General features: G+C 69.0%; 25 protein-coding genes. 12 read left to right on the top strand and 13 right to left on the bottom strand.

Features of this window, described 5'->3' with window-relative positions:
* Nucleotides 1-61 precede the first annotated feature (61 nt).
* Genes H8R02_RS11445 through H8R02_RS11435 form a run of 3 tightly spaced genes read left to right on the top strand, consistent with a single transcriptional unit; the run spans nt 62 to nt 3,361 of the window.
* Nucleotides 62-1,165 carry a tetratricopeptide repeat protein gene (locus H8R02_RS11445; protein WP_187081522.1) on the top strand — a complete coding sequence of 368 codons (1,104 nt, stop codon included), beginning with the start codon at nt 62-64 and terminating at the stop codon, nt 1,163-1,165.
* Nucleotides 1,158-2,264 carry a methyltransferase gene (locus tag H8R02_RS11440; RefSeq protein WP_187081521.1) on the top strand — a complete coding sequence of 369 codons (1,107 nt, stop codon included), beginning with the start codon at nt 1,158-1,160 and terminating at the stop codon, nt 2,262-2,264. The genes H8R02_RS11445 and H8R02_RS11440 overlap by 8 nt, the downstream gene beginning before the upstream one ends.
* A complete protein-coding gene (locus H8R02_RS11435; protein ID WP_187081520.1) occupies nt 2,261-3,361 on the top strand; it encodes a methyltransferase domain-containing protein in 1,101 nt (366 codons plus the stop codon). Before H8R02_RS11440 ends, H8R02_RS11435 begins: the two co-directional genes overlap by 4 nt.
* Here the strand turns inward: H8R02_RS11435 and H8R02_RS11430 are convergent.
* Genes H8R02_RS11430 through H8R02_RS11405 form a run of 6 tightly spaced genes read right to left on the bottom strand, consistent with a single transcriptional unit; the run spans nt 3,334 to nt 9,060 of the window.
* Nucleotides 3,334-4,659, bottom strand: a complete 1,326-nt coding sequence (locus tag H8R02_RS11430) for an O-acetylhomoserine aminocarboxypropyltransferase/cysteine synthase family protein (RefSeq protein ID WP_187081519.1) — start codon at nt 4,657-4,659, stop codon at nt 3,334-3,336. The genes H8R02_RS11435 and H8R02_RS11430 overlap by 28 nt on opposite strands.
* A gap of 4 nt (nt 4,660-4,663) precedes the next feature.
* Nucleotides 4,664-5,143: a CoA-binding protein gene (locus tag H8R02_RS11425; RefSeq protein ID WP_187081518.1), complete on the bottom strand. Its 480-nt coding sequence runs from the start codon at nt 5,141-5,143 to the stop codon at nt 4,664-4,666.
* Nucleotides 5,144-5,166: 23 nt separating this feature from the next.
* A complete protein-coding gene (locus H8R02_RS11420) occupies nt 5,167-5,586 on the bottom strand; it encodes a hypothetical protein (protein ID WP_187081517.1) in 420 nt (139 codons plus the stop codon).
* Nucleotides 5,587-5,592: 6 nt separating this feature from the next.
* The gene (locus H8R02_RS11415; RefSeq protein WP_187081516.1) at nt 5,593-6,201 is read right to left on the bottom strand and encodes a thioredoxin family protein; all 609 of its coding nucleotides are present in this window, start codon (nt 6,199-6,201) and stop codon (nt 5,593-5,595) included.
* A 10-nt stretch (nt 6,202-6,211) separates the two neighbouring features.
* On the bottom strand, nt 6,212-8,329 hold the full coding sequence (locus H8R02_RS11410) for a protein-disulfide reductase DsbD family protein (protein WP_187081515.1): 2,118 nt from the start codon (nt 8,327-8,329) through the stop codon (nt 6,212-6,214).
* Complete coding sequence (locus tag H8R02_RS11405; protein ID WP_187081514.1) at nt 8,326-9,060, bottom strand: alanyl-tRNA editing protein; 735 nt, start codon at nt 9,058-9,060, stop codon at nt 8,326-8,328. The genes H8R02_RS11410 and H8R02_RS11405 overlap by 4 nt, the downstream gene beginning before the upstream one ends.
* A gap of 94 nt (nt 9,061-9,154) precedes the next feature.
* Here H8R02_RS11405 and H8R02_RS11400 point away from each other — a divergent pair, with 94 nt between their 5' ends.
* Genes H8R02_RS11400 through H8R02_RS11380 form a run of 5 tightly spaced genes read left to right on the top strand, consistent with a single transcriptional unit; the run spans nt 9,155 to nt 15,516 of the window.
* A complete protein-coding gene (locus H8R02_RS11400; RefSeq protein WP_354004904.1) occupies nt 9,155-10,111 on the top strand; it encodes a cytochrome-c peroxidase in 957 nt (318 codons plus the stop codon).
* Nucleotides 10,108-11,898, top strand: coding sequence for a DAHL domain-containing protein (locus tag H8R02_RS11395; RefSeq protein WP_187081512.1), 1,791 nt, complete (start codon nt 10,108-10,110; stop codon nt 11,896-11,898). Before H8R02_RS11400 ends, H8R02_RS11395 begins: the two co-directional genes overlap by 4 nt.
* Entirely contained in the window at nt 11,895-13,841 is a 1,947-nt protein-coding gene (locus H8R02_RS11390) for a protein kinase domain-containing protein (RefSeq protein WP_187081511.1), read from the top strand. Before H8R02_RS11395 ends, H8R02_RS11390 begins: the two co-directional genes overlap by 4 nt.
* Before the next feature lie 11 nt (nt 13,842-13,852).
* Complete coding sequence (locus H8R02_RS11385; protein WP_187081510.1) at nt 13,853-15,166, top strand: PQQ-dependent sugar dehydrogenase; 1,314 nt, start codon at nt 13,853-13,855, stop codon at nt 15,164-15,166.
* A gap of 56 nt (nt 15,167-15,222) precedes the next feature.
* Nucleotides 15,223-15,516, top strand: coding sequence for a hypothetical protein (locus H8R02_RS11380; protein ID WP_187081509.1), 294 nt, complete (start codon nt 15,223-15,225; stop codon nt 15,514-15,516).
* Here H8R02_RS11380 and H8R02_RS11375 read toward each other — a convergent pair.
* Nucleotides 15,513-16,154 (bottom strand): class I SAM-dependent methyltransferase, encoded by a 642-nt coding sequence (locus tag H8R02_RS11375; protein ID WP_255429289.1) that lies wholly within the window; start codon nt 16,152-16,154, stop codon nt 15,513-15,515. The two genes, H8R02_RS11380 and H8R02_RS11375, sit on opposite strands and share 4 nt — an antisense overlap.
* On the opposite strand from H8R02_RS11375, the gene dbpA reads away from it, so the two are divergent.
* Both dbpA and arfB read left to right on the top strand, forming a co-directional pair.
* On the top strand, nt 16,146-17,528 hold the full coding sequence (dbpA, locus tag H8R02_RS11370) for an ATP-dependent RNA helicase DbpA (protein ID WP_187081507.1): 1,383 nt from the start codon (nt 16,146-16,148) through the stop codon (nt 17,526-17,528). The two genes, H8R02_RS11375 and dbpA, sit on opposite strands and share 9 nt — an antisense overlap.
* Nucleotides 17,528-17,932 carry an alternative ribosome rescue aminoacyl-tRNA hydrolase ArfB gene (gene arfB, locus H8R02_RS11365; protein ID WP_187081506.1) on the top strand — a complete coding sequence of 135 codons (405 nt, stop codon included), beginning with the start codon at nt 17,528-17,530 and terminating at the stop codon, nt 17,930-17,932. The genes dbpA and arfB overlap by 1 nt, the downstream gene beginning before the upstream one ends.
* On the opposite strand, the gene H8R02_RS11360 is transcribed toward arfB, so the two are convergent.
* A complete protein-coding gene (locus tag H8R02_RS11360) occupies nt 17,929-18,354 on the bottom strand; it encodes a YciI family protein (RefSeq protein WP_187081505.1) in 426 nt (141 codons plus the stop codon). The genes arfB and H8R02_RS11360 overlap by 4 nt on opposite strands.
* A gap of 58 nt (nt 18,355-18,412) precedes the next feature.
* A complete protein-coding gene (locus H8R02_RS11355; protein WP_187081504.1) occupies nt 18,413-19,279 on the bottom strand; it encodes an RNA polymerase sigma-70 factor in 867 nt (288 codons plus the stop codon).
* 138 nt (nt 19,280-19,417) lie between these two features.
* Here H8R02_RS11355 and H8R02_RS11350 point away from each other — a divergent pair, with 138 nt between their 5' ends.
* Nucleotides 19,418-19,882 (top strand): carboxymuconolactone decarboxylase family protein, encoded by a 465-nt coding sequence (locus H8R02_RS11350; RefSeq protein ID WP_187081503.1) that lies wholly within the window; start codon nt 19,418-19,420, stop codon nt 19,880-19,882.
* A 9-nt stretch (nt 19,883-19,891) separates the two neighbouring features.
* Here the strand turns inward: H8R02_RS11350 and H8R02_RS11345 are convergent, their stop codons facing one another.
* Both H8R02_RS11345 and H8R02_RS11340 read right to left on the bottom strand, forming a co-directional pair.
* Nucleotides 19,892-20,359 carry an Lrp/AsnC family transcriptional regulator gene (locus H8R02_RS11345; RefSeq protein WP_187081502.1) on the bottom strand — a complete coding sequence of 156 codons (468 nt, stop codon included), beginning with the start codon at nt 20,357-20,359 and terminating at the stop codon, nt 19,892-19,894.
* A gap of 101 nt (nt 20,360-20,460) precedes the next feature.
* A complete protein-coding gene (locus H8R02_RS11340) occupies nt 20,461-20,919 on the bottom strand; it encodes a helix-turn-helix domain-containing protein (protein WP_187081501.1) in 459 nt (152 codons plus the stop codon).
* Nucleotides 20,920-21,116: 197 nt separating this feature from the next.
* Between H8R02_RS11340 and mdeB the strand changes: the two genes are divergently transcribed.
* Nucleotides 21,117-23,663 carry an alpha-ketoglutarate dehydrogenase gene (mdeB, locus tag H8R02_RS11335; protein WP_187081500.1) on the top strand — a complete coding sequence of 849 codons (2,547 nt, stop codon included), beginning with the start codon at nt 21,117-21,119 and terminating at the stop codon, nt 23,661-23,663.
* Here the strand turns inward: mdeB and H8R02_RS30780 are convergent.
* The gene (locus H8R02_RS30780; protein ID WP_187081499.1) at nt 23,660-24,949 is read right to left on the bottom strand and encodes a metallopeptidase TldD-related protein; all 1,290 of its coding nucleotides are present in this window, start codon (nt 24,947-24,949) and stop codon (nt 23,660-23,662) included. The two genes, mdeB and H8R02_RS30780, sit on opposite strands and share 4 nt — an antisense overlap.
* On the bottom strand, nt 24,946-26,289 hold the full coding sequence (locus tag H8R02_RS11325) for a TldD/PmbA family protein (RefSeq protein WP_187081498.1): 1,344 nt from the start codon (nt 26,287-26,289) through the stop codon (nt 24,946-24,948). The genes H8R02_RS30780 and H8R02_RS11325 overlap by 4 nt, the downstream gene beginning before the upstream one ends.
* Nucleotides 26,290-26,322 lie beyond the last annotated feature (33 nt).

Here is a 26,322-nt window from a genome sequence, read left to right as displayed (position 1 = left end):
CCCGGATTCTCGCAGTGCCCGCCGCCCCTTGCCGCCCGCCTATGATGGGGCCACTTGCGATATGGCAACTGAACACGATCCCGAGGCCGCGCGCAGCCTGTTCCGCCAAGGGGTGCAGCAGTACGAGGCCGGCGAGCTGGACGCGGCGCGCCGCAGCTTCGAGGAGTCGCTGCGCCTGGAGCCGGGGCGGGCGGCGACCGCGGTGCGCCTGGCCGGCGTGCGGCTGAAGCAGGGCGCGCCGGAAGAAGCGCTGGGGCTCGTGCACGGCGTGCTCGACGCCGACCCCGGCCACGCCGACGCGCTCGGCCTGCGCGGCACCGCCTTCGCGATGCTCGGTTTCTTTCCCAATGCGCTGCAGGCGTTCGACCAGCTGGTCGAACTGCAGCCGCGCAACGCGCAGGCGTGGACGCTGCGCGGCAACGTGCTGCGGGAGATGGGGCGCTACGAGGAGGCGGAGGCGTCGTTCGGCAAGGCCGTGCAGGACAGCCCCGCCCCCGAGGTGATGGCGTATTTCGCCGCGGCAAGCGGCCGCGACGCGCCGCCGGACAGCGCGCCGCGCGACTACGTTCAGTCGCTCTTCGACAACTATGCGTCGAACTACGACACCGAGCTGGTCGACACGCTCAACTACCGCGTGCCGGAACTGCTTGCGCAGGGGCTGCAGCGCCTCGGGCGCCGCTACTCGCAAGGCATCGACCTCGGTTGCGGCACGGGCTTGTGCGCGCCGCTGGTCAAACCCTTCGTGGATCGCCTCGACGGCGTCGACCTCTCCCCGCAGATGCTGGAGCACGCGAAGGCACGCGGCCTGTACGAGTCGCTTCACGCGGGCGACATCGTCGAATTCCTCGCGGCCGCTTCGACACCCTGGGATCTCGCGGTCGCGGGCGACGTGTTCCTTTACGTCGGTCGGCTCGAGCCCGTCTTCGCGCAGCTGCAACGGCTGATGCCTGCGGGCGGCGTGCTCTGCTTCTCCGTCGAGGCGCACGACGGCCCCGAGCCGCTGGTGCTGCAGCACACGCGGCGCTACGCCCATTCGCAGCCGTATGTCGAAGGCTTGGCTGCGGGCCACGGCTTGCGCATGCTGCAACTGGAGCGCGCGGCGATCCGCGAGCAGCGCGGCGTGCCCGTGCAGGGCTTCTGCGTGTGGCTGGAGCGCGATGGCTGACGCGGCGTTCGAGCAGGCCCGCGAGCTCTTCGCGCAGGGCGTGCAGCACACCGAGGCGGGCCGGCTGGAAGAGGCGGAGCGCAGCTTCGCCGCGGCGCTGGCGCTCGTGCCGCGGCGCGCGTCGACGCAGTCCAACCTCGCCGTCGTGCGCATGCGGCTGGGCCGTGCCGGCGAGGCGCTGCCGCTGCTCGACGACGCACTCGAACTGGAGCCCGGCAACCTCGACACGCTCGGCCTGCGCGCACTGGTGCTGGCCGAGATCGGCCGCCACCCCGAGGCGCTCGCCGCCTTCGACCGCGTGCTGGCCGCGCGGCCCGAAGCGGGTACGCTGTGGATGCAGCGCGGCACCTTGCTGGTGGAGATGGGGCGGCCGCTCGAGGCGGCCGAGTCGTACCGCAAGGCGCTGGCGCATGGCGCGGACCCGGAGCTCGCCGGCTACTACCTCGCCGCACTCACGGGCGGCGAAACGCCGCCCGCACCGCCGCGCGACTACGTCGAGGGGCTCTTCGACAAGTACGCCGACGATTTCGAGGTCAACCTGGTGAAGGACCTGCGCTACCAGGCGCCGACGGTGCTCGCGAACCGCCTCGCCGCGATGCAGCGCCGCTTTGCCAACGCGCTGGACCTGGGCTGCGGCACCGGTTTGTGCGGGCGCATGGCCAAGCCCATGATGGCGCGGCTGGAGGGCGTGGACATTTCGGCACGCATGCTGGAGAAGGCAGCTGAAACGCGCGCCTACGACAGCCTCGTGCACGCCGACATCGTGGAGTTCCTGCGCACCGCGCAGGGCCCGTACGACCTGGTGATCTCCGCCGACGTCTTCATCTACGTCGGCGCGCTCGAAGAGGTGTTCGAACGCGTCGCGGCCTGCATGGCGCCGGGCGGGGTGTTCTGCTTCTCGGTGGAGGAGCCCGCCGAAGGCGAACCCGCGCTGGCGCTGCGCGCGAGCCGCCGCTACGCGCATTCGCAGGCCTACATCCGCGAGCTCGCGGATCGCAACGGGTTCTCCTTGCAGGGCATGCAGCGCGCCCCGATCCGCGAGGACAAGCACAAGCCGATCGCGGGGCTCTACTTCTGGCTGGAGCGGGCGGCACCATGAACACGGGCGGCCGCCTGAAGGTGCGCAAGCTGATCGCGCAGGGCAGCGCCGACTTCAATGCCGGCCGCTTCGCCGAAGCCGAGCGCAGCTTCGCGCAGGCGGTGGCGCTGGCCCCGGCCGACACCATCGCGCTGGGCAGCCTGGCCGCGACGCTGATGAAACTCGGGCGTGCCGCCGATGCGCTTGCCGTCTCGGACAAGGTGCTGGCACGCGAGCCGGGCAACATCTCGTCGCTGGGCCTGCGCGCGCTCGCACTCGCGGAGCTGGGCCGCAGGCCCGGGGCGCTCGAAGCCTTCGACCGCGCGCTCGCCGCGGACCCGAAAGCCGGCACGCTCTGGCTGTACCGCGGCAACCTGCTCGTGGAGCTCAAACAGGAGGCCGAAGCCGCCGAGTCGTTTGAGAAGGCGATCGCGCATGGCGGCGACAAGGAACTGGCGCAGTACTTCCTGCGCGCGCTGCGCGGGGAAAGCGTCGACGACATGCCGCGCGCCTTCGTCGAGAACCTCTTCGACAAGTACGCGGTGCGCTTCGACGAGCACCTGGTGCAGGCGCTCAACTACCAGGCGCCGGCGGTGCTCGCGCAGCACCTCGCCACGCTGGACCGCCGCTTCGAGCGCGTGCTGGACCTCGGCTGCGGCACCGGGCTGGTGGGCCGCATCGCCAAGGCGATCATGCTGCACATCGAGGGCGTGGACCTGTCGATGGGCATGCTGCAGAAAGCCGCCGAGTCCGGTACGTACGAGAAGCTGGTGCACGGCGACATCGTGGAGTACCTGCGCGGCGCGCAGGGGCCGTACGACCTCGTGGTGTGCGCGGACGTGCTGGTCTACGTCGGTGCGCTCGAAGAGGTGTTCAGCCACGTCGCGCGATGCCTCGAACCCGGCGGCGTGTTCGCGCTGACCATCGAGGATGCGGGCCCGGGCGTCGAGAAGATGGTGCTGCGCCCCAGCCGGCGTTTCGCGCACGCGGAGGGCTACGTGCTCGACCTCGCGTCGCGCAATGGCCTGCAGGTGCAGGCGATGCAGAAAGGCGCTTTGCGCACGGAGAGCGAAGCGCCCATGCCCGGTATCTACTTCTGGCTGGTTCGCAGCGCCTGATCGATGTCCCAGAGGATGTCGTCGACGTCCTCGATGCCCACGGAGAGGCGGATCATGTCGGGGCGCACACCGGCCCTCGCGAGCTCTTCGTCATTGAGCTGGCGGTGCGTGGTGGAAGCCGGGTGGATCACCAGCGTCTTCGCATCGCCGATGTTGGCGAGGTGGCTCAGGAACTCGCAGGCATCGATGAACTTCTCGCCCGCGCGCGCCGGGTCGTCGCCCTTGATGCCGAAGGTGAGGATGCCCGAGGCGCCGGGCTTGCCGTCGATCGCGCGGAACTGCTTCTTCGCCAGCGCGTAGTGCTTCGACGTTTCCATGCCGGGGTAGTTCACCCAGCTCACGAGCGGATGGTCGGCGAGGAACTGCGCGACGCGCAGCGTGTTGCGGCAATGCGCCTGCATGCGCAGGTGCAGCGTCTCGATGCCCTGCAGGATCAGCCACGCGTTCAGCGGCGAGAGCGAGCCGCCGAAGGTGCGGTTGACTTCCATGCGCGCCTTCATCGTGTAGCCGAAGTCGCCGAAGGTCTCGTAGAACTTCACGCCGTGGTACGCCCGGCTGGGCTCCAGCATCTCCGGGAACTTGTCCTTCGCGATCGGCCCGCCCCAGTCGAACTTGCCGGACTCCACCACCACGCCCGCCATCGTGGTGCCGTGGCCGCCGAGGTACTTCGTCGCGCTGTGCACCACGATGTCGGCGCCGAAGGCGAACGGGTTGCAGAGGTAGGGCGAGGCGACCGTGTTGTCCACCACCAGCGGCAGGCCGTGCTCGTGCGCGATCTTCGCGACCGGCTCGATGTCGAACACGTTGACGAGCGGGTTGCCGAGCGTCTCGCCGTACACGGCGCGCGTGTTCGGGCGGATGGCGCGGCGGAAATTCTCCGGGTCTTCGGGATCCACGAAAGTCGTCTCGATACCGAGCCGCGAGAAGCCCACGCCCAGTTGCCCCACCGTGCCGCCGTACAGCGTCGACGCGGCCACGATGTGGTCGCCGGCCTTCAGGATCGCGAGCAGCGCCGTCATCTGCGCCGCCATGCCCGTCGCACACGCTAATGCGGCGCGGCCGCCTTCCAGCGAGGCCACGCGCTCTTCCAGCACCGCCACCGTGGGGTTGCTGATGCGCGAATAGACGTTGCCGAAGGTCTGCAGGTTGAACAGCGACACCGCGTGCTCGGCGGAGTCGAAGACGAAGCTGGTGGTCTGGTGGATCGGCGTCGCGCGCGCGCCGGTCACCGGGTCGGGCATGGCGCCGGCGTGGATGGCGCGTGTGCCGAAGCCGTAGTCGTGGTCTTTCTCGGCCATGGCTTCAGTAGAACAGTTGTTGCGGGCGGCGCGACGAGATCACCTTGGTGTTCACACCGGCCCAATTGAGGCCGCCGAACAGGCGCGCGTGCTCGATCTTCACGCAGCGGTCCATCACCACGTCCAGCCCCGCGGCACGTGCCTTGGCGGCGGCCGCCTCGTTGATCACGCCGATCTGCATCCACAGGCACTTCGCGCCGATGGCGATGGCTTCGTCGGCGATCGGCGGGATGTCCTCGCTGCGGCGGAAGCAGTCGACGAGGTCGATGCTGTTTTCCTTCGCGGCTTCGGTCACCGAGGGGTAGCACTTCTCGCCGAGGATTTCCTTCGCCGTCGGGTTGACCGGCACGATGCGGTAGCCGTGCTCCTGCATGTACTTGGCCGCGAAGAAGCTGGGCCGGTGCCACTGCGGCGACAGGCCGACGACGGCGAGCGTCTTGCAGCTGCCGAGGATGCGGCGCAGGTCGTGAATCGTGCTGCTCATCGCCCCATTATGGGCAAAGGCCTTCAAAGGCGCAGCAGCGTCATGCTCCATCCCACCGTGACCACCTGCAAGGCATTGAGGGCCATCCCATAGCCATGCAGCCGCCGAAAACGCGCGATCGCGCCCGCGTCCTCGGGGGTCATTGTGTTGCGCAGGGCATCCATGCCGGGCAGCACGATGCGGCTGGCCGTGAACACCACCAGCGCCAGCACCGCCATGCCCGCGCAGAACCCGGGCTGCCCCGCGAAGGCATAGGCGACCGAAGTCGTGACGGCCGCGAACAGGACCGCGCGGTAGTAGAGGTGGAAGAAGCCGCGGATGAAGCGCGCATCCATCGGCGTGTCGTGCTTCAGGATCAGCAGCGGCAGCGAGCCCAGGGCGAAGTAGCCCATGAAGACGAGCAGGATGACCGTGCAGGCGAGCGCGAGGACCTTGGGCAGCACGGCGTCTCAGGCCGAGGCCTTGTACTTGATGGAGCACCCGTAGGGGCGCGTCACCGGGTTCGAGATGGCCTTGCCGGAAAGTGCCTCGTCGAGCGACACGCGCACGTAGTTGGTCGCGCGCTTGATGTCGTCGGGATTGCTCGACGCGATACTGTCGATGCCGCCGGCATAGACCAGCCGGCCCTGCGGGTCGACGATGTACATGTGCGGCGTGGTGCGGGCACCGTAAGCGCGGCCCGTGGTGCCTTCCTCGTCCATCAGGATCGCGCTCGGGCGCGACTTGCGCTCCTGCAGCCAGCCGGCGAGCTTCGCGGGCTCGAGGTAGTCGTACGCATCGCGTTCGGTGGAATTGATGGCGAGCCACACCACGCCCTTGCCCGTGGCGTGCTGCTGCGTGTCGGCCATGTTGCCGCTGTTGTAGTGCTTCCTGACGTAGGGGCAGCCGGGGTTGGTCCACTCCAGCACCACGTACCTGCCGCGGAAGTCCGACAGCTTCACCGGCTTGCCGCCCGTGTCCTTCAGCGTGAAGTCCGGCGCCGGCTGGCCGACGGTGGGCGCCGCATGCGCCGTGAACGCGAGCAACAGGGACGAAGCGAGCACGGTACGGCGCAGCATGTGACGACTCCTACAGTTTGGCTATGGCCGAACGGACCTCTTCGACACCCAGGACCTCCGACAGCACGATCGGCGGTGCGCCCTTGCGATAGAACACGTAGACGGGCACGCCGCTGCGGCCCAGCTGGGCCAGCGCCGCGGTGATCGCGGGGTCGCGCCGGGTCCAGTCGGCGCGCAGCAAGGCTACGTTCTTGCCCGTGAGGTCCGCAAGCACCGCCCCGTCGGCCAGCGTGGTTTTCTTGTTGTACTGGCAGGTCACGCACCACGCGGCCGTGAAGTCCACGAAGACGGGCTGGCCGGACGCCAACAGCTGGTCCACGCGGCCGGGCTCCCACGGTTGCCACGGCCCCTGCGCCGCGGCCGTGGTGGCCTTGGCGGGCGGCTGCTGCGTGATCGACGGGCCCATGCCCCAGGCGAGCGCGGCGAGCGTGGCGACCGACAGCGCGCCGACGACCGTGCGCCCGCGCCCTTGCAGGGTGAATGCCCAGATGACCATAGCCATCGCCACGAGCAGCACGAGCAGGGCGCCGGCGCCGTCGATGCCGGCCTGCTGGCCCAGCACCCACACGAGCCACGCGACCGTGGCGAACATCGGGAAGGCCATGAGCTTGCGGAACACGTCCATCCATGCGCCGGGCCGCGGAAGCAGGCGCGCAACTGCCGGTACCCAGCTCGCGGCGAGGTAGGGCAGGGCCATGCCGATGCCGATGGAGCCGAAGACCAGCAGCGCTTCAACCGCGGGCAGCCCGATCGCAAAGCCGAGCGATGCGCCCATGAACGGCGCGGTGCAGGGCGAGGCGATCGCCACCGCCAGCACCCCCGAGAGGAACGCGTTCATCACGGGGTGGCGAGCTTCGTAACCGGCCACGGCGCTCGGCAGGAAGGTGCCGAACTCGAACAGGCCGGCGAGGTTCAGGCCGATGACGGTGAACAGCGCCGCCAGCAGCGCGATCACCACCGGCGACTGCAATTGGAAGCCCCAGCCCAGTTGCTCGCCGCCGGCGCGCAACGCGAGCATCAGCCCACCCAGCGCGAGGAAGGACACGACCACGCCCGCCGTGTACGACAGGCCGGCGACGCGGTGGCCGCGCGTGTCGTCGGCGTGCTTCGTGAAGCCCACCACCTTGATCGCGAGCACCGGGAACACGCAGGGCATCAGGTTGAGGATGAGGCCGCCCAGCAGCGCGAACAGCATCGCGAGCCCGAGCGTGAGCGAGGGCGCGGCCGGTGCCGGTTGCGCGGCGCTGCGCAGCGCCTCGGCGAGCGCGGGAGAAATCTGCGCGGGAGCGGCGGCGGTCAGTGCGGGCCAGGTGCCCGTGACCTTGGGCTCCGTGCGCCAGCCGTTGTCGCCGACGGCCACCACGAAGGGCAGCGCGGCGGGGCTCTGGCTGCGCTGCGCGGAAAGCGGCACGACCGCCGTCCACACGTTGGCCTTCCACTCCTGTGTCCACGGCGCGCCGGTCTCGATGACCTCCGCGACTTCGGGGAAGAACTCCAGCTGCTTGCCGCGCACCGCGTCGGGCAGGCCGGTGACCTTGACCTTCAGCTGCTGGCCATCCACGACAACTTCATTGGGGGTGGACAGGGGCTTGGGCTGCTTCGCGAGCGCGGCATCGAACGCGGCGCCGTTGACGGCCGTGCTGCTCTTCGTCGGCACGTTCAGCACGAACTCGCCTTCCTCCGGGATGCACTCCTTGCGGCAGACCAGCCAGTTGGCCTTGAGCTTGACCTCCAAGTCGCTCTTGAGCACCGACGGCTTGAAGTCGGGCGACACCGTGAGCGGCACCGGCAGCAGCACCGTGCCCTCGTAGCCGTAGTTGGCGAGGTTGCCGATGGGGATCTTCACCGGGATCGGCCATGCGATGTCCCCGGCCGTCACGCCCGCGGGCAGCGTCCATTGCAGTTGCGTGGGCAGGCCGGAGTCGCCCGCGTTCTTCCAGTACGTGTGCCACTCGGGCTGGTGCTTGATCTGCAGACCCACCCACACGGTCTTGCCCGCGGCCACGCCGTCGGGTGCATGCGCGAGCAGCTCGGCGCGCACGTGTTCGGTGGTGACGGACGCACCGGCCGCGTGGGCGGCACCCGTGCACAACGCCAGCGCGGCGAACAGGACTTTCAACGACTTCATGCGAACCCCAGCACCACGCGCCGCGTGGTTGCGCTCTTCTTCTCGATCTTGGTCACCACCACCGCGCCGATCTCGCGCGTGTTGGCCACGTGCGTGCCGCCGCAAGGCTGGAAGTCGACGGCATCGCCGACCCGAATGGTGCGGATGCTTCCGGTACCTCGGGGCGGTTGCACGGACATGCTCTTTACGAGTGCCGGGTTGGCGTCGAGTTCCTCATCCGTGATCGCGCCGATCGTCACCGGATGCGCGGCCTCCACCAGCCGGGCGATGCCGGCGGTGAGTGCTTCCTTGTCGAGCGGGTCGGTCATGTTGAAGTCCAGGCGGGCGTACTCCGGCGTGATGGAGCAGCCGTTCACGAGCTGCGGCACCAGGTGGCAAAGCAGGTGCGTGGTGGTGTGGAACCGCATCAGCTTGTGGCGCCGCTCCCAGTCGATTCTGGCCGTGACCGCCTCGCCCGGCTTGACATTCGTCAGCAGGTCTTCCTGCCCGGGCGCGGGAACGTGGGCGATGCCGGTGGTGGGCTTGCCTTCGGCGTCCTTCAGCTTGCGGGTGTCGGCGATGCGCAGCTCGCGGCCGCCGGCCAGCACCAGCACGCCGCTGTCGCCGGCCTGCCCGCCGCCGACGGGATAGAACACGGTGCGGTCCAGCACCACCCCCTGGTCGCCCACGGCGGTGACCGTGGCTTCGCACTCGCGCAGGTACGAGTCCTGCCGGAACAGCTCTTGCGTCATGCCCGTGATTGTCGCCGGGGCGCAAAAACGGGGTGGAACGCCCGTGGAACGCCCCCTTTTCCACACTGGGCCCCTCATCCTGGAGGACCTGCCCGTGAACTGGAAGCTCCCGGCTGCCCTGGCAGCCACCGCCGCCGGCCTGGCGCTGGCCAACGGCACCCCGCCCGCCGAGCCGATCAAGCCGCTGCCCCCGCCGCCCGTGGTCGACGCGGCCAAGGCCGACCTCGGCAAGGCGCTTTTCTTCGACCGCCGTTTCTCGAAGGACAACAGCGTGTCCTGCGCGAGCTGCCACGCCTTCGACAAGGGCGGCGCCTACGCGGCGGCCAGGCCCACCGGCGTCGGCGGCAAGGAGCACGGGCTCAATTCGCCGACCATCTTCAACTCGGCCTACAACTTCCGCCAGCTGTGGTCGGGCGGCCAACCCGGCATCGAGGGAGTGGTGGACGCCGTGGTCAAGAGCCCGGTGGTGTTCGGCTCGTCCTGGCCCGAGGTGCTCACGAAGCTGGCCGCGGACGGCGCGCTCGCCGCGAAATTCCGCAAGGCGTACCCCGACGGCATGACCGCCGCGAACGCCGCCAACGCCCTCGGCGAATACACGCGCACGCTCACCACGCCCAACGCGCGCTTCGACCAGTACCTGCGCGGCAAGGCGGACGCGATCACGCCCGACGAGCGCGCCGGCTACGAACTGTTCAAGAAGTACGGCTGCGTGGCCTGCCACCAGGGCGTGAACGTGGGCGGCAACATGTTCCAGAAGTTCGGCGTGATGGGCGACTACTTCGCCGCGCGCGGCAACGTGAAGACGGCGGACTACGGCCGCTTCAACGTGACGGGGCGCGAGAGCGACCGCTATGTGTTCAAGGTGCCCAGCCTGCGCAACGTGGCGCTCACGGCGCCTTACTTCCACGACGGCAGTGCCGACACGCTGCCGCAGGCCGTGCAGGTGATGTTCACCTACCAGCTCGGGCGCAGCGCGTCGCCGCAGGACGTGGAGCTGATCGTCAAGTTCCTGGGCACGCTGACCGGCGAGCAGCCGAAGGGGGCGCAATGAAAGCGGCCGGCATCTTCCGGCGCACCGGCATCGCGCTCGCGGCCGCGGCTGCGCTGGGGCTCCTCGGCCTGCTTTACGACAAGTCGCAGGGCGCCCCACCCGGCATGCGTGCGGTGGTGCAGGACGACCTGCGCCTGATCAACCAGCTGGACTCCGACTGGAACGTCGGCGTGATGAGCGCGAAGGTCGGCTTGAACGAAAGCTACGACCCGCTCGTGGTACCGGCGCAGAACATCGCCGCGGCGATCGCTCGCGTGAGCCGGCACCAGGCCGAGCAAGGCGCGGGCATCGATGCGCAGCTGTCTGCGCTGCGGCAGGCGTTCACCCAGAAAGGCGACCTCGTCGACAACTTCAAGTCGCACAACTCGATCCTGCGCAATTCGCTGCGCTACCTCCCCGCCGCGGCGCAGGAAGCACGCGATGCGTTGCTCGCGATGCGCGGCCCCGAAGCGGCGCGCGCGCAGGCGCTGGCGGCCGCCATCGCGGAAAGCGTGGACGACGCGGCCCGCTACGCGGTGATCCCCGAGGCGTCGCAGCAGCAGGCGCTGGAGCAGGCCATCGCCCGCGTGGAAGACCTGCTGCGCACCTGGCCCGAGGCGGGCGGCGCACGCGAACCCGCTGCGATCTACCTTAACCACGCGCGCACGGTGCTGCGGCAGGTGAACGACGAGGGTGACCTGCTGGCCGGCATCCTGAAAGTGCGCACGGTCGGCGCGCTGCAGCAGGTGAACACGGCGTACGAAGCGTTCTACGGCCAGCGCTCGGCCGACGCCGAGATGTGGCGCAAGGCGCTGGTCGTGTACTCGGCGATCCTGCTGGCGCTGGTGGCATGGACCGCGTGGCACTTGCGGCAGTCCTACCGCCTGCTGGAGCAGCGCGTGAAGGAACGCACGCAGGAACTCGGCGACGCGCTCGAATCGCTGCACGAATCGGAAGCGCAGCTGATCCAGAGCGAGAAGATGTCCTCGCTCGGCCAGATGGTGGCCGGCGTGGCGCACGAGATCAACACGCCGCTCGCGTACGTGCGCTCCAGCATGGAGACGGTGAGCGAGCAGCTCGGCGACGTGCAATCGCTCGTGAGGCAAAGCAACGCGCTGCTCGCCGCGCTCGACGCCGAGACGCCCGACCCGGACGCGCTGCAGGCGCACTACCGAGAGCTCGCGGACATCGCCGGCGCGTTCGAGCAGCACGGCATCGTGCAGGAGCTGCGCAACCTCACCCGGGAAGGCCTGCACGGGCTGGACCAGATCGGCGACATCGTCGTCAACCTCAAGAACTTCAGCCGCCTCGACCGCGGCAAGACCATGAAATTCGACTTGCGCGAGGGGCTGGAGAGCACCCTCACCATCGCTCGCGGCGCCATCAAGGGCTGCCGCATCGTCAAGCGCTACGGCAGCATCCCGCGCATCGAGTGCGCGCCGTCGCAGATGAACCAGGTGTTCCTGAACCTCGTGACCAATGCGGCGCAGGCGATCGGCCACGACATGGGCGTGATCACCGTGTCGACGGCGCTGGAGGGCACGATGGTGCGCGTGGACGTTCAGGACAACGGCGCGGGCATCCCCGAGGAGAACCTGCGGCGCATCTTCGACCCGTTCTTCACGACGAAGGAGATCGGCAAGGGCACGGGGCTGGGCCTGTCGATCGTCTACAAGATCGTCAAGGAGCACGGCGGCACGATCGGCGTCGAGTCGCTTGTGGGGCAGGGCACGACGTTCACGGTGCGATTGCCGGCCTGCGCGGAGGATGTGGCCGCGCACGTGGAAGCCGAGGAGGCGCTGGCATGACGCGCAGGATCGACCGCTACGAAGTGCGCAAGGAGATCGCGTTCAACGGTGTCGGCGAGATCTGCACCGCGTTCGACCCCGTGATCGAACGCGTCGTCGTCATCAAGACGCTGGACCGCGCGCTGCTGCCCGGCACCGACGCCGCCGACATGGTGGCACGCTTTCGCCGCGAGGCGATCGCGGGCGGGCGGCTGACGCACCCGGGCATCGTCACCATCTACGAATACGGTGAGGCGGGCGATACGTGCTTCATCGCGATGGAGCATGCCGAAGGGCCGACGCTGCGCGAGCTGTTGACGAAGCAGGGGCCGCTCGCCTTGCCGATGGTGCAGGCGATCGTGCGGCACCTGTTTGCCGCGCTGATCTATGCGCACGAGCAGGGGGTGCTGCACCGCGATTTGAAGCCGGCGAACATCGTGCTCACCGGCCCCATCGAAGACACCGCGCTGCTGCGGCCCAAGATCCTCGACTTCGGCATCGCGCGCATCGCGTCGAAGGCGGCGCTCACGCATGCGGGGACCGTGTTCGGCACCCCCGGCTACATGGCGCCGGAGCAATACCGCGGCGACCCGACCGACCCGCGCACGGACATCTACGCGCTGGGCGTGATGCTGTTCGAGATGGTGACGGGCTCGCGCACCTTCCAGGGCGACTTCGCGCAGGTGGTGGACCAGGTGCTCAACCGCGATGCGCCTCGCGCGCGCACCCTTCGCCCCGACGTGCCGGAGGCGTTGGAGGAAGTGATCGCGCGGGCGCTCACGCGGGACCCCGCGGGACGGTTCGCGAACATGCGCGAGTTTCGCGAGGCGTTCATCCGGGCGGTGCCTGTCGTCGCACCGCCAACCGCAGATGGCGCGGTTGCGGTGGCTCGCGCCGCGGCAGTCGCGGGTGCCGGTGCCGCAAACGTCGCGAATGCTGCTGCCGCGAATATCGCGGCGCCCGCCGCGGCCGCACCCGCGCCGCGCGAAGGCGTGGCCGCGACCTTGCCGCTGCGCGTCGCCGTCCGCGGCCCGCGCCAGAAGCTGCTGCTGCTCGACGACGAGGAGCGCATCCTGGCCGCCCTCTCGGCGCTCTTCCGCCTGAAGTACGACGTGATCACCGCCACCGACGGCCACCGCGCGCTCGAACTCGTGCGCGAGCAGCGGCCGGACGTGATCATCAGCGACCAGCGCATGCCGCGCATGCTGGGCGTGGACTTCCTGCGGCAGGCACGTGAGGTCGACCCCGCGTCCGTGCGCATCCTGCTCACCGGCTACTCGGACCTCGCGGCCATCGTGGGGTCGATCAACGACGGCGAAGTCTTCCGCTTCGTCAACAAGCCCTGGAGCAACCAGGAGATGAAGGACACGGTGGCGCAGGCGATGGAGATCGCGCATGCCACGCGCTCGGCCGCGGCGACGCGACCGCCCGCGCAAGCGACGCTGCCGGCGACGCCGCAGCAGCGTGCGGGCGAGGCGATCGTCGTCGCGCAGCCGGGCCGCGAGCTGTTCGACCTCATCAGCCAGGCGTTCGGCAGCACGCGGCCGGTGTGCCACGCAGCCGACGTCGCTGCTGTGATGCAGGCCGTGGAAGACGAGGACGTCGCCGTGCTTCTGTGCGACCTCGACCAGATGCCGGGGGCCGACGTGATGCTGAAGCTGCTCAAGCAGTCGCATCCGCGCGTGCAGAGCGTGGCGCTGGCCGAGCAGTCGGACTCCGAGGCGCTGATCTCGCTGATCAACGAGGCGCAGATCCTGCGCTTCCTGAATCGGCCGCTGCGCATCGGCCTGCTCGACCGTGCGCTTCGCAGCGCGCTGGCGGTGCACGGCAACCTCAAATCGGCGCCGGTGCTGGAGAAGCGGCAGGCGGTGGCGGTGAAGGAGGAGACGGCGGCGACGTCGATCGGGCGGCAGATCCTGCAACGGTTGTCGATGCTCGTGCGGCCGGCGGCGCTGGCGCGGTGACAGAATCGGGCATGCGCCGCATCGCCCTTTGCATCGCACTGGTAGCCGCACTCGCCGCCTGCAGCGACACGGCCAAGCTGCCCGAAAGCGCCAGCATCGGCGCCAACCCGCAGTTGCCGCCGCCCGTCAAGGCATTGATCCCAACGGTAAAGATCGCGCCCGCGCAGGGCTGGCCTGAAGGCGCGATGCCGCAGGCACCAGCCGGCTTTCGCGTGACAGCACTTGCGCGAGGGCTGGACCATCCGCGCTGGCTGCACGTGCTGCCCAACGGCGACGTGCTGGTTGCCGAGAGCAACAAGCCGGCACCGCCCGCGGGCCAGCAAGGCGGCGGCCTCAAAGGCTGGATCGCCGGAATCATCATGAAGCGCGCCGGCGCCGGCGCGCCCAGCGCGGACCGCATTACGCTCCTGCGCGACGCGGACGGCGACGGCATCGCGGAAACGCGCAGCATCTTCCTGCAAGGCCTTCATTCGCCTTTCGGCATGGCGCTGGTGGGCAACGACTTCTACGTGGCCAATGCCGATGCGGTGGTGCGCTACCCGTACACAGCGGGCCAAACGCAGCTGTCGGCCGCGGGCACGAAGGTGACCGACCTGCCGGCCGGCATCAACCACCACTGGACCAAGGGGCTCGTGGCTTCCCGCGACGGCAGCAGGCTCTATGCATCCGTCGGCTCGAACAGCAACGTGGCCGAAGGCGGCATGGGCATCGAGGAAGGCCGCGCCGCCATCTGGGAGGTGGACCGCGCCAGTGGCGGCAAGCGCCTCTACGCGAGCGGATTGCGCAACCCGGTGGGCATGGCCTTCGAGCCCGCGAGCGGCGTGCTGTGGGCCGTGGTGAACGAACGCGACGAGCTCGGCAGCGACCTCGTGCCGGACTACCTCACCTCGGTGAAGGACGGCGCTTTCTACGGCTGGCCGTGGAGCTACTGGGGCACGCACGTGGACGAGCGCGTGAAGCCCGCGCGGCCCGACATGGTGGCAAAGGCCGTCGCGCCCGACTACGCACTCGGCAACCACGTGGCGCCGCTCGGCCTTGCCTTCGCCGACACGCGCATGCCCGCGTCATTCGCAAGCGGCGCCTTCGTCGGCGAGCACGGCTCGTGGAACCGCGAGCCGCTCGCGGGCTACAAGGTGGTGTTCGTCCCCTTCGCCAACGGCCGTCCCTCGGGCCCGCCGGTGGACTTCCTCACCGGCTTCCTCAGCCCGGACGGCAAGGCCTACGGCCGCCCCGTCGGCGTGGCGCTGGATCGCACGGGCGCATTGCTCGTCGCGGACGATGTGGGCAACGTCATCTGGCGAGTCGAGCCACCGAGACTTCGGTAGGGTGTGCAGCGGCCGGGGCCGCACCTATAGTCGCTCCCCTTGAAGGGAGACCGCAGATGCAAGAACCGCACGCCTGGCCGCAATACCTCGAAGTGAACAGGCTCTGGACCACGGCCGAAATCGTCGCGTGTGCCGCGGCACTGCTCGTCGGCCTTCCGCTGGTGGCGGTCCTGGTGCTCAGTGCCGAGGGCGGCAAGCCGCCGAAGCCGCCGCAGGCGAAGCTCGAGCCGCTCGTGCTTCCCACCGTCGTGGTCAGCGCCCAACGCGAGCCCGGGGATGCTGCGGACACCGCCGTGATGGGCGGCCCGGCCGACGCACCCAGGCCGCCGCCGCGCGGTGTCGACCCTTAACGGGCCACCACTTCCCACACCACCTTGGGCTTCTCGTAGCGGTGGATGGTTTGCTCGTTGCAAGAGAGCACCTTCCACCCCTTGAAGAGGTCCATCACCTCCCCCTTGTCGAAGAAGCGCTTGCGGTCGGCGTACTTCGCTTCCACTTCGTAGTAGTGCCGCTCGATCTCGCGCCCGCCGTCGCCGGCGCCGTGGTACACGTCGCGCGTGGAGTTCAGCCGCACGAGCAGGATGCCGAAGGGCGGCTTGAGCACGCGGCGGATCTCGGCCACGGCCGCCTGCGTGTCCTTCCACGGAAAGTAGTGCAGCGACAGGCTGGCGATCACCGCGCCGAAGCTCGCGTCTGCGAACGGCAGCGGCTTGGTGATGTCGTGCTGCACCACCAGCGTTTCGGGCACGGCCCGCTTGCAAACGCGCAGCGCGTCGGCGGAGATGTCGGTGGCCACCACCGACAGCCCCTGCTGCACCAGCCAGGCCGTGTCGCGGCCGTTGTCGCAGCCGAGCTCGAGCGCAAAGCCGTTGCCCGCGCCCGCGCGCAGCAGCTTGATCCAGCGGTCCATCCACAGGTCGGCAGTGTCCATTGCGATGCATTCTCGCAGGGTCGGTGCGCCGGCCGCTATGCTCGCCGTGTGACCCAAAGCTTCTCGACCCTCGCGCTCTCGCCCGCCACGCTCGAAAACCTCGCGCGGCTCGGCTACCGCGAGATGACGCCCATCCAGGCCGCGAGCCTGCCGCCCGCGCTGCTCGGCAAGGACATCATCGGCCAGGCCAAGACCGGCAGCGGCAAGACCGCCGCATTCGCATTAGCGCTGCTGGCGAACCTCAACCCGCGGCGCTTCGCGGTGCAATCGCTGGTGCTCTGCCCCACGCGCGAACTCGCGGACCAGGTGACGGCCGAGGTGCGGCGGCTCGCGCGCGCCGAGGACAACATCAAGGCGGTGACGCTCTCCGGCGGCGTGCCGCTGCGCGGCCAGACGACGAGCCTTGCGCATGGCGCGCACGTGGTGGTGGGCACGCCCGGGCGCGTGCTGGACCACCTCGACCGCGGCAACCTGCAACTCGACGCGCTGAACACGCTGGTGCTCGACGAGGCGGACCGGATGCTGGACATGGGCTTCGTCGACGACATCGCGAAGGTCGCACGGCAATGCCCGCCGCAGCGGCAGACGCTGCTGTTCTCCGCGACCTACCCCGAGGGCATCGCGAAGCTCGCCGCGCAGTTCATGCGCGAGCCGGTGATGGTGAAGGTCGAGGCGCAGCACGACGCCGTGCAGATCGAGCAGCGCTGGTACGAGGTGCGCGAGAACGAGCGCCTGCAGGCCGTGGCGCGGCTGCTCGACCACTTCCGGCCGGCGAGCACGCTCGCCTTCTGCAACACCAAGGCGCGCTGCCGCGAGCTGGTGGAGCTGCTGCAGGCGCAGGGCTACAGCGCGCTCGCCCTGCATGGCGACCTCGAGCAGCGCGACCGCGACCAGGTGCTGGTGCGATTCGCGAACCGCAGTTGCTCGGTGCTCGTGGCCACCGACGTCGCTGCACGCGGGTTGGACGTCGCGGGGCTCGCGGCCGTGATCAACGTCGACGTGCCGCCCGATGCCGAAGTGCACGTGCATCGCATCGGCCGCACGGGGCGCGCCGGCGAAACCGGTCACGCTTTCAGCCTTGCGTCGCTCGACGAGATGGGCGCCGTCGGCCGCATCGAACAACTCCAGGGCCGCGAGTCCGAGTGGCACGAGCTCTCGGAGTTGAAGCCGCACAGCGGCGAGCGCCTGCTGCCGCCGATGGCCACCATCCACATCCTCGGCGGCCGCAAGGAGAAGATCCGCCCCGGCGACGTCCTCGGCGCGCTGACCGCGGACCTCGGCTACACCCGCGAGCAAATCGGCAAGATCGACATCAACGAGTTCGCGACCTACGTGGCCGTCGAGCGCGGCATCGCGAAGGACGCGGTGGCGCGCCTGAACGAGGGGCGCATCAAGGGCCGCAGCGTGAAGGCGCGGCTGCTGAGGGACTGATGGGACGCGTGCGCGAGGAAGAAGTCGAGTTCACCGCGATCCGCTCGCAGGGGCCGGGCGGGCAGAACGTGAACAAGGTGTCGAGCGCGGTGCAACTGCGCTTCGACATCCGCGCGTCGTCGCTGCCGGACTACGTGAAGGAGAACCTGCTCGCGCTGCCGGGGCGGCGCGTGAGCAAGGACGGCGTGCTCGTGATCAAGGCGCAGACGTCACGCAGCCAGGACCAGAACCGGGCGCTTGCGCTGGAGCGCCTCGAAGCGATGGTGGAAGAAGCCTCGCACGTGCCGGAGATCCGCAAGCCGACCAAGCCGACTTACGCATCGAAGCAGAAGCGCCTGCAGGGCAAGACCATCCGCTCCGGCATCAAGGCGGGGCGGCGCAAGCCGCCGCCCGACGCGCTCTAGCGCTTTTCGATTTCCTTGCGCAGCCGCTCCTCCTGCTCGCGCAGCTCGGGCGTGAACTCCGCGCCGAAGTCCTCGGCCTCGAACACCTGCCGGATCTCGATCTCCGACGGGCCGGGCATCGGGTTCGGGCACTTCTTCACCCACTCGATCGCTTCGGCCAGCGACTTGCACTTCCACATCCAGAAGCCGGCGACAAGCTCCTTGGTTTCGGCGAACGGCCCGTCGGTAACGGTGCGCTCCTTGCCGGAGAAGCGCACGCGCGCGCCCTTGCTGCTGGGGTGCAGGCCTTCGCCCGCCTGCATGATGCCGGCCTTGACGAGTTCTTCGTTGTAGGCGCCCATGGCGGCCAGCAGTTCTTCCGTGGGCATGACGCCGGCTTCGCTGTCGGCGGTGGCTTTGACGAGGACCATGAATCGGGGCATTGCGTTCTCCTGTTGCTGATACCGGGACGACGATCGGCCGGCCGCGGAATCGACATGCTCAGGCGCCGTTCGTCGGAAGCTTACGCGGGTTGCGCTGCACATAGATGCGCACGATGCGGCCGTCCTCGCCCACTTCCAGCGACTGGGCCGACTCGAGCTGGCCGTCGATGTAGCGCAGCAGCCCCCACTCGCCGTTGATGACCGCGACCTCCATCCGCAACCCCGCGCCGAAACGGCGATGGCCGGCAAAGTAGAGCTGCGCGATCCGCTGGCCCCCGTGCAGCGGCACCCCGAAGCTGGGCACGACGCCGCCGCCGTCGCCGATGAGCTCGGCGTCTTCATCCAGCAGCGTCTTCAGCGAATCCATGTCGCCTTGCATGGCCGCCTCGGCAAAGCGGGCGAGCAGCTGGTGGTGCACATCGCGGGACACGCGCTGGCGCGGCCGGCCCTCGCGCAATTGCTCCTTGGCGCGGTGCACGAGCTGCCGGCACGCGGCCTCGCTTTTGCCGACCACCTGTGCCACTTCGGCGTAGCTCGCGTCGAATACTTCGCGCATCAGGAAGGCCGCGCGCGCTTCGGGGGCGAGCTGCTCAAGCAGCATGAGGAAGGCGACGGAGATGTCGTCCGCGCGTTCGACCAGCTCCTGCGGCGTGGGGGGCGAGTCGTCCACCAGCGGCTCGGGCAGCCAGAGACCCGGGTAGTTTTCGCGGCGGACCTTCGCCGCGCGCAGCCGGTCGAGTGCAAGGCGGCTTGTAGTCGTCACGAGCCAGGCCTCGGGGCTGTCGACCTGCGTGCGGTCCGTCTCGCTCCAGCGCAGCCATGCGTCCTGCACCACTTCCTCGGCGTCGTGCACCGAGCCGAGCATGCGGTAGGCGACGCCGTGCAGCTTGCGGCGCGAGGCTTCGAAGAGATGCGCGGGGTCCATGGGTGTCCTGGTGATTTTCAGCCAGACGTGCGAGGCGCGCTGTTTGTGACACGGCGCCGACGAACGGGGCGCGTGTCACAAGCGAGAGGACTCGCCCGTCTAGCAGGTGTTCAATCCACCCTGAAAGGAAACCGCGCCATGTCGCACGAAGCCCGCCTCAACTACCACGCGCTGGATCCCAAGAGCGCGAAGCACCTCGCCCAGCTTTCGCACGCGGCCGGCAGCGGCCTGGACAGGCGCTTGCACGAGCTCGTCAACCTGCGCATCAGCCAGATCAATGGCTGCGCCTTCTGCATCGACATGCACTGGGCCGAGTTGCTCAGGCAAGGCGTGGACCCTCGGCACGTCAACGCTGTCGCGGGCTGGCGGGAGGCGCATCGCTTCTTCAGCGGCGCCGACCGCGCCGCACTGGCATGGGCCGAGTCGGTGAACGCGGTGCCGCACCGCTCGCCGGGCGACGAGGAGTTCGCGGCGGTGAAGCGGCACTTCAGCGACGCGCAGATCGCGAGCCTCACGTTTGCCGTGGGCGCGATCCGCGCGTGGAACATGCTGAATGCGAGCTTCCACATGCCGGTGCCCGAGGTGCCATATTCGGCGGGGTGACGCGTTCGGTCAGCGGCCCGGCAGCGGCAGCGCCGTCTTGTAGCGCACCTGCTTCAGTGCGAACGAGCTGCGGATCTTCTCGATCCCCGGGATGGGTGTGAGCTGCTCGAGGATGAAGCGCTCCAGGGCCGCCATGTCGCTCACCACCACGCGGATCAGGTAGTCGCTCTCGCCGGTCATCAGGTAGCACTCCATCACCTCGTCGTGCTCCGCGATGCGCTGCTCGAACTCGGCGAGCGCGCTCTTCGACTGCTCCTTGAGCGAGATGTTGATGAAGACGTTCAGGCCCAGTCCCAGGGACTTCGCGTTCGCGAGCGCGACGTAGCGTTCGATCACGCCCGCGGCCTCGAGCGCCTTCACGCGGACCAGGCAAGGTGAGGGCGACAGGTGAACGCGCCGCGCGAGTTCCACGTTCGTGAGCCCGCCGTCCTGCTGCAGCTCAGCGAGGATGCGCAGGTCGACGGCGTCGAGTTCCATGAATCGATTCCTGCTCAGATGAGATCCAGCACGTCGCGCAAAAGGCGCGGGTACAACACACATGCGTCCAGGACTTCCGTGTAGCGCCCGCTGACCGCCATTCAAATCTCCTCGCCCATGGCATCCGAGGCGACACGCAGCTTCTTCAACGCCTCTTCCGACCGCTTCTTCTGCTCGTCCCGGTAGCGAACCAGCTCCTCGAACTCGATGCGGCGATGGCTGTTGACCATTCGGCAATGCAGGCGGCCCGCTTCGATCTCCTTGATCACGAAGGGCCGCGACACGTTCAGGAAGGCAGCGGCCTCCTGGGTTGTGAGCTCGCACTTCTGCGGAACCAGCAACATGGGCTCACGCTTGGCCATCTGCCGCAGGACGTCGGCGAAGAACCTCAGCGCGCGTGGCGGCAAGTGGAGGACGGGCGCAGTCGCCGCGCCGGTTTCGATCGTGACCGTGATCGTTTCAGCTTTCGAATGGTCCAACGCCGCGACGAGGCATGCGCGCGCGGCGGCAGCCATTTCGGCTTCGGCTTCGCTTGCGGGCTCAAGGATCTGTTGGCTCATTGCGTACTCCTTCGCATTTCAGTCGCAATATTAGCAATAAACGCAATAAACGCAATAAACGAAAAGAAACCGACGCGTTAGCCTTCTTGGCAGGAAAGGCTGTTGTGCTCGAATTTAGCGGCAGTTTATGCTTGTCAAGGGAGAGCGGTCGGCGAATTCGATAGCCAATTCCACCGCGCGAAGCCTAGAGTGTCGGAATGACCGACCACAGCCTCACCCGCTACCTGCGCGACGAAAACGGCGACGCCGATCCGATGGAAACAGCCGAATGGCGCGAAGCCTTCCTCGCGCTGGTCGCCAACGAAGGCCCGGCACGCGCGCGCTTCATCCTCGACCAGCTCGCAATCCTGGCGCGCAGCCCCATGGTCGGCTGGTCGCCGGAGCTCGTCACGCCTTACGTCAACTCGGTGTCGGTGGAACGCCAGCCGCGCTTCCCGGGTGACCTTGCGATCGAGGAGAAGCTCGCATCGCTGATGCGCTGGAACGCACTGGCGATGGTCGTGCGCGCGAACACGGCGTACGGCGAGCTGGGTGGCCACATCGCGAGCTATGCGAGCGCGGCCGACCTGTTCGAAGTCGGCTTCAACCACTTCTTCCACACGCGCGACCTCGTGTTCTTCCAGCCGCACAGCGCGCCGGGTGTCTACGCACGCGCGTTCCTCGAAGGCCGGCTCGGTGAAGCGGATCTCGCGCACTACCGCCAGGAGATCGCCGGCCCCAAGCAAGGCGCTCGCGGGCTCTCGTCGTATCCGCACCCGTGGCTGATGCCGGACTTCTGGCAGTTCCCCACCGGCTCGATGGGCATCGGCCCGATCAGCTCGATCTACCACGCGCGATTCATGCGTTACCTCACACACCGCCAGCTGCTCGACTGCGGCAACCGCAAGGTGTGGGGCGTGTTCGGCGACGGCGAGATGGACGAGCCCGAGAGCATGAGCGCGCTCACGCTCGCCTCGCGCGAGAAGCTGGACAACCTCGTGTGGGTGGTCAACTGCAACCTCCAGCGGCTCGACGGGCCGGTGCGCGGCAACGGCAAGATCGTCGACGAGCTGGAGAAGCTGTTCCGCGGCGCGGGGTGGAACGTGATCAAGCTGCTGTGGGGCAGCGACTGGGACGGCCTGTTCGCCCGCGACACGAACGGCGCGCTCGTGAACGCATTCGCGCACACGGTCGACGGCCAGATGCAGACGTTCGCCGCCAAGGACGGCCGCTTCAACCGCGACAACTTCTTCGGCCAGAACGAGGAGCTCGCCGCGCTTGCGCAGGGCATGACGGACGAGCAGATCGACCGCCTGAAGCGCGGCGGCCACGACCTCGTGAAAATTCACGCGGCCTACCAGGCAGCTGCGATGCATCGCGGCGAACCCACCGTGATCCTCGCGCACACGAAGAAGGGTTACGGCATGGGTGCGGCAGGCCAGGGCCGCATGACCACGCACAGCCAGAAGAAGCTGGACGACTCGGCGCTCGTGGAGTTCCGCAACCGCTTCAACCTGCCGATCTCCGACGAGCAGGCCAAGAGCCTCTCGTTCTTCAAGCCGGCGGACGACAGCCCCGAGATGCGCTACCTGCACGAGCGGCGCGCCAAGCTCGGTGGCTACATGCCGCAGCGCCGCACCGAGGCGCCCGTGGTGCCGGTGCCGGCGATCTCCACCTACGCCGAGTTCGCCACGCGTGCAGCGGGCAAGGAGATGTCGACCACGATGGCGTTCGTGCGCCTGCTGGGCAACCTTCTGAAAGACAAGGAGCTCGGCCCGCGCATCGTGCCGATCGTCGCGGATGAGGCGCGCACCTTCGGCATGGCCAACCTGTTCAAGCAGGTCGGCATCTATTCCAGCGTGGGGCAGCGCTACGAGCCGGAGGACATCGGCTCGGTGCTGTCGTACCGCGAGGCGCTCGACGGCCAGATCCTGGAAGAAGGCATCAGCGAAGCGGGCGCCATCGCCAGCTGGACCGCCGCGGCCACCAGCTACAGCGTGCACGGCCTGCCGATGCTGCCCTTCTATATCTATTACTCGATGTTCGGCTTCCAGCGCGTGGGCGACGCGATCTGGGCCGCGGCGGACCAGCGGGCGCGCGGGTTCCTGCTCGGCGCGACGTCCGGGCGCACGACGCTGGGCGGCGAAGGCCTGCAGCACCAGGACGGCACTTCGCACCTTGTCGCAGCGACCATCCCGAACTGCAAGGCCTACGACCCGGCGTTCGCGGGCGAGATGGCGGCCATCGTGGACCATGGCATGCGCGAGATGCTGGTGGAGCAGCGCGACGTCTTCTACTACATCACGCTGATGAACGAGAACTACGCCAACCCGGACTTGCCCGAGTCGGCGCGCGAGGGGGTGATCCGCGGCGGCTACAGCTTTGGCCGCTACGGCAAGGGCGAGCCGCGCATCACGCTGATGGGTTCGGGTGCGATCCTCACCGAGGTGATCAAGGCGGCCGAAGTGCTGGCCGGTGAGGGCATCGCGAGCGAGGTGGTGAGCGTGACGAGCTGGAGCGAGCTCGCGCGCGACGGTGAGTACACGGCGCAGCTGCTCGGTGCGACGCACGGCCCGATCGTTGCCGCGACGGACTATGTGCGACTCGTGCCCGAGAGCATCCGGCAGCACGTGCCCGCATCGCGCCGCTACGCCACGCTCGGCACCGACGGCTTCGGCCGCAGCGACACGCGCGCGGCATTGCGCGAGTACTTCGGCGTCGACGCCGCGAACATTGCTCGCGCCGCCCGCGAATCGCTCGCCTAGGAGAAGTGCAGCCCCGCGACGCGCAGCCACGGCAGGCGCCAGCCCTCGCCGTCGCGTGTCTCGCGGCTGACGGCAACGATGCTGCGCAGCACCTGCGCCATGTTGCCGGTGATCATCGTTTCCGCGAGCGCCGGCCCGGCTTCGCCGCCGCGCACGAGAAAGCTGTTCTTGATCACCGCCGAGAAGTCGCCGTTCGAAGCGGGCATGCCCATCGACAGGCGCCCGACGATCGCGCCGCGCTCCACGCCGGCCACCATGTCGGCCACCGGGGCATCGCCGGGCTCGATTTCCCAACCGCCGCCGGGCGTGGGCACGTGCGCGAGGCCCGTCTTGCGGCTGCCGTAGAGCGTCGGCAGCGCCGTGCGCAAGGTGCCGCCTTCCACGACAGTGACCGGCCGCGCGACGAAGCCATCGGCGGACAGCGGCAACACACCCGGCGCATCGAAGCGGCCGCGCAGCGTGAAGAGCGGGGCGGCAATCGCTTCGCCGATCTTGGCCTTGAAGAGCGACGTTCCCGCGATCAGCGCGGTGTCCGACAGCTGCCCCACGAGCCAGTTCACCAGGTCGGCCACGGCGCCGGGCTGGAACACGACGTCCCCCACGAACTTGTCGCCGAGCAGCTGCGTGTGCACCTGCCGCTCGGTCTCGTGCATCAACGCGCCCAGGCCGAAGTGCTCGTGCGCGGGCGCGGCGCCCAGGTCCTGCGTGAAGCCGCCGCCATAGCTGATGGAACTGGCCTTCGCGCCCTCGCGCGCCGAGCCCAGCATGCCCAGCTCGTACCAGCCGCAGCCGCCGCGGATCTCGCTGCCGCCGGTGGTGAGCAGGTGGAAGCGGCGGTAGCGGTGCGCCGCGGCGCCCTCGGCCAATGTGAACTTCGGCGTGGCTTGCTGGCGGTAGTCGAGCAGGCCGGACACCGCGGCGACCAGCGCCTCGTTGTTCGCTTCCTTCGGCCCGCGCTCGAAGGCGGCGCGCTGGCCGGACGAGACCGCGTTGCCCTCGTCCTGCGGCGCGGACTTCGCATCGGCGAACAGCGACTTCACGCGCGCGGCGACCGCCTCGGGCGACAGGTCGGCCAGCTCGGTGCTCGCCATCCGCCCGTCCACGATGCCCAGCAGCGCCAGCTTGCCCGCCTCGGTGCTGCGCAGCAGCGACGGCTCGTTGTCGTTGAAATTCAGCTCGGTCAGCGACGTGAGGCTCGCGTGCGCCTGCGCGTGCTCGAACCCTGCGCTACGCATGGCTTCCAGTGCATGCGCCGCGATCGACTGCAACTGCCCGCCCGCGCTCACGCCTGGCCCCCGACGTGCATCTTCACGCGCATGGCGGGCCCGCCCATCGACACCACCATCGGCTGTTTCTTGCCGCAATAACCGGCCGTGGCCCAGTACATGTCGTCGGAGACGGCGTCCGTGCTTTGCAGCACCTTGATCGCGGAGCCCGACACGGTGGTGTCGCGGATCGCGCGGCCGACCTTCCCGTTCTTGATTTCATACCCGAGCGTGATCCCGAACATGAACTCGGTGGTGGTGTCCGCCTGCCCATTGCCCCGGTGCAGCATCAGGTAGCCGTCGTCCACGCCGGCGATCATGTCCTCGAGCTTGCTCGTGCCGGGCACGAAGAAGGTGTTGCGCATGCGGATCAGCGGCTCGTCCGAGGGTGCGTAGGCACGTGCGTTGCCGGTGGCCGGGATGCCCATCTGCGCCGCCGCTTCGCGGTTGCTCATGAATTCCATCAGCACGCCGTCCTTGATGATCACCGCATCGCGCGCGGGCGTGCCCTCGTCGTCGCAGTACACCGGCACCAGGCACTGGCGCCCCTGGAAGGTGTGCGCCGCGTCCACCATCGTCACCAGCTCGCTGGCCACGCGCTGCCCCACGAGCTCGCGGGTGACGGCGCCGCCGCGCACGATGTCGGCTTCGCAGGGGTGGCCCATCGCCTCGTGCGCCAGCACCCCGGCGATGTTGGGGCCGATCACCACCGTGTGCACGCCGCCGCGCGCCGGCACGGCCTCGCACTTGGCGCGCAGGTGGCCGTGCAGTTCGTCCAGCCGCGGCGCGAGCGCTTCAGGCGTGACGTCGAGGTCCGCGAACGTGCCGCGCGTGCTCAGGATCTCGCGCACTTCGACCGGCGCGCCGTCCTTGCCGGTCGCGACCATGTCCACCAGCCAGACCGCGCGGCCGATGGTGTTCAGCGCGTCGGCGCCCAGGCTGTTGGCGACCTGTTTCGAGTGGTGCTCCTCGTGCGCCATGATCCGCACCGACTTGAGCTGCGGGTAGCGCTGGCGGCACCAGGCCGTGACGGCCTCCAGCCGCTCGATGGCTTCGGCCTGGCTGATGCCGGGCCGGCCGGTCACCTCGTGCCGGCCGGTATACGCACCGCCGGGCAGCGGCGTGGTGTCGCGTGCGCCGAAGCGCGCCATGGCCGCGGCGTTGCGCTGGGCCTGGTCCGTCACGCGGGCGAGCGTTTCGCCGCCGCCGTCGCTGCTGGAAGCGAAGCCCCAGTAGCCGCCCGCGTTCACCCGGGCGCTGGTGGCGCCTTCGGCGGCCTGCGAGTTGGCCATCAGGTTGCCGTCCACCATCAGCAGGCGGCGCGTGCGCAGCTCGTGGCGGCGCGTCTCGAGGTAGGTCATCTCGTCTCCTGAAGGGAAACAGGATTAAAGCCT

Source organism: Ramlibacter albus, assembly GCF_014297445.1.
GTDB lineage: Bacteria > Pseudomonadota > Gammaproteobacteria > Burkholderiales > Burkholderiaceae_C > Ramlibacter > Ramlibacter albus.
This window is presented reverse-complemented; position numbering and strand designations above follow the sequence as displayed.

Coding starts and splice junctions, on each gene's coding strand:
- H8R02_RS11385 (WP_187081510.1), top strand. CDS start 13,853: ATGCGCCGCATCGCCCTTTGCATCGCACTGGTAGCCGCACTCGCCGCC.
- H8R02_RS11395 (WP_187081512.1), top strand. CDS start 10,108: ATGAAAGCGGCCGGCATCTTCCGGCGCACCGGCATCGCGCTCGCGGCC.
- H8R02_RS11380 (WP_187081509.1), top strand. CDS start 15,223: ATGCAAGAACCGCACGCCTGGCCGCAATACCTCGAAGTGAACAGGCTC.
- H8R02_RS11430 (WP_187081519.1), bottom strand. CDS start 4,659: ATGGCCGAGAAAGACCACGACTACGGCTTCGGCACACGCGCCATCCAC.
- H8R02_RS11325 (WP_187081498.1), bottom strand. CDS start 26,289: ATGACCTACCTCGAGACGCGCCGCCACGAGCTGCGCACGCGCCGCCTG.
- H8R02_RS11390 (WP_187081511.1), top strand. CDS start 11,895: ATGACGCGCAGGATCGACCGCTACGAAGTGCGCAAGGAGATCGCGTTC.
- H8R02_RS11360 (WP_187081505.1), bottom strand. CDS start 18,354: ATGCCCCGATTCATGGTCCTCGTCAAAGCCACCGCCGACAGCGAAGCC.
- H8R02_RS11405 (WP_187081514.1), bottom strand. CDS start 9,060: ATGACGCAAGAGCTGTTCCGGCAGGACTCGTACCTGCGCGAGTGCGAA.
- mdeB (WP_187081500.1), top strand. CDS start 21,117: ATGACCGACCACAGCCTCACCCGCTACCTGCGCGACGAAAACGGCGAC.
- H8R02_RS11435 (WP_187081520.1), top strand. CDS start 2,261: ATGAACACGGGCGGCCGCCTGAAGGTGCGCAAGCTGATCGCGCAGGGC.
- H8R02_RS11440 (WP_187081521.1), top strand. CDS start 1,158: ATGGCTGACGCGGCGTTCGAGCAGGCCCGCGAGCTCTTCGCGCAGGGC.
- H8R02_RS11345 (WP_187081502.1), bottom strand. CDS start 20,359: ATGGAACTCGACGCCGTCGACCTGCGCATCCTCGCTGAGCTGCAGCAG.
- H8R02_RS11410 (WP_187081515.1), bottom strand. CDS start 8,329: ATGAAGTCGTTGAAAGTCCTGTTCGCCGCGCTGGCGTTGTGCACGGGT.
- H8R02_RS11415 (WP_187081516.1), bottom strand. CDS start 6,201: ATGCTGCGCCGTACCGTGCTCGCTTCGTCCCTGTTGCTCGCGTTCACG.
- H8R02_RS11445 (WP_187081522.1), top strand. CDS start 62: ATGGCAACTGAACACGATCCCGAGGCCGCGCGCAGCCTGTTCCGCCAA.
- H8R02_RS11340 (WP_187081501.1), bottom strand. CDS start 20,919: ATGAGCCAACAGATCCTTGAGCCCGCAAGCGAAGCCGAAGCCGAAATG.
- H8R02_RS11350 (WP_187081503.1), top strand. CDS start 19,418: ATGTCGCACGAAGCCCGCCTCAACTACCACGCGCTGGATCCCAAGAGC.
- H8R02_RS11425 (WP_187081518.1), bottom strand. CDS start 5,143: ATGAGCAGCACGATTCACGACCTGCGCCGCATCCTCGGCAGCTGCAAG.
- H8R02_RS11355 (WP_187081504.1), bottom strand. CDS start 19,279: ATGGACCCCGCGCATCTCTTCGAAGCCTCGCGCCGCAAGCTGCACGGC.
- arfB (WP_187081506.1), top strand. CDS start 17,528: ATGGGACGCGTGCGCGAGGAAGAAGTCGAGTTCACCGCGATCCGCTCG.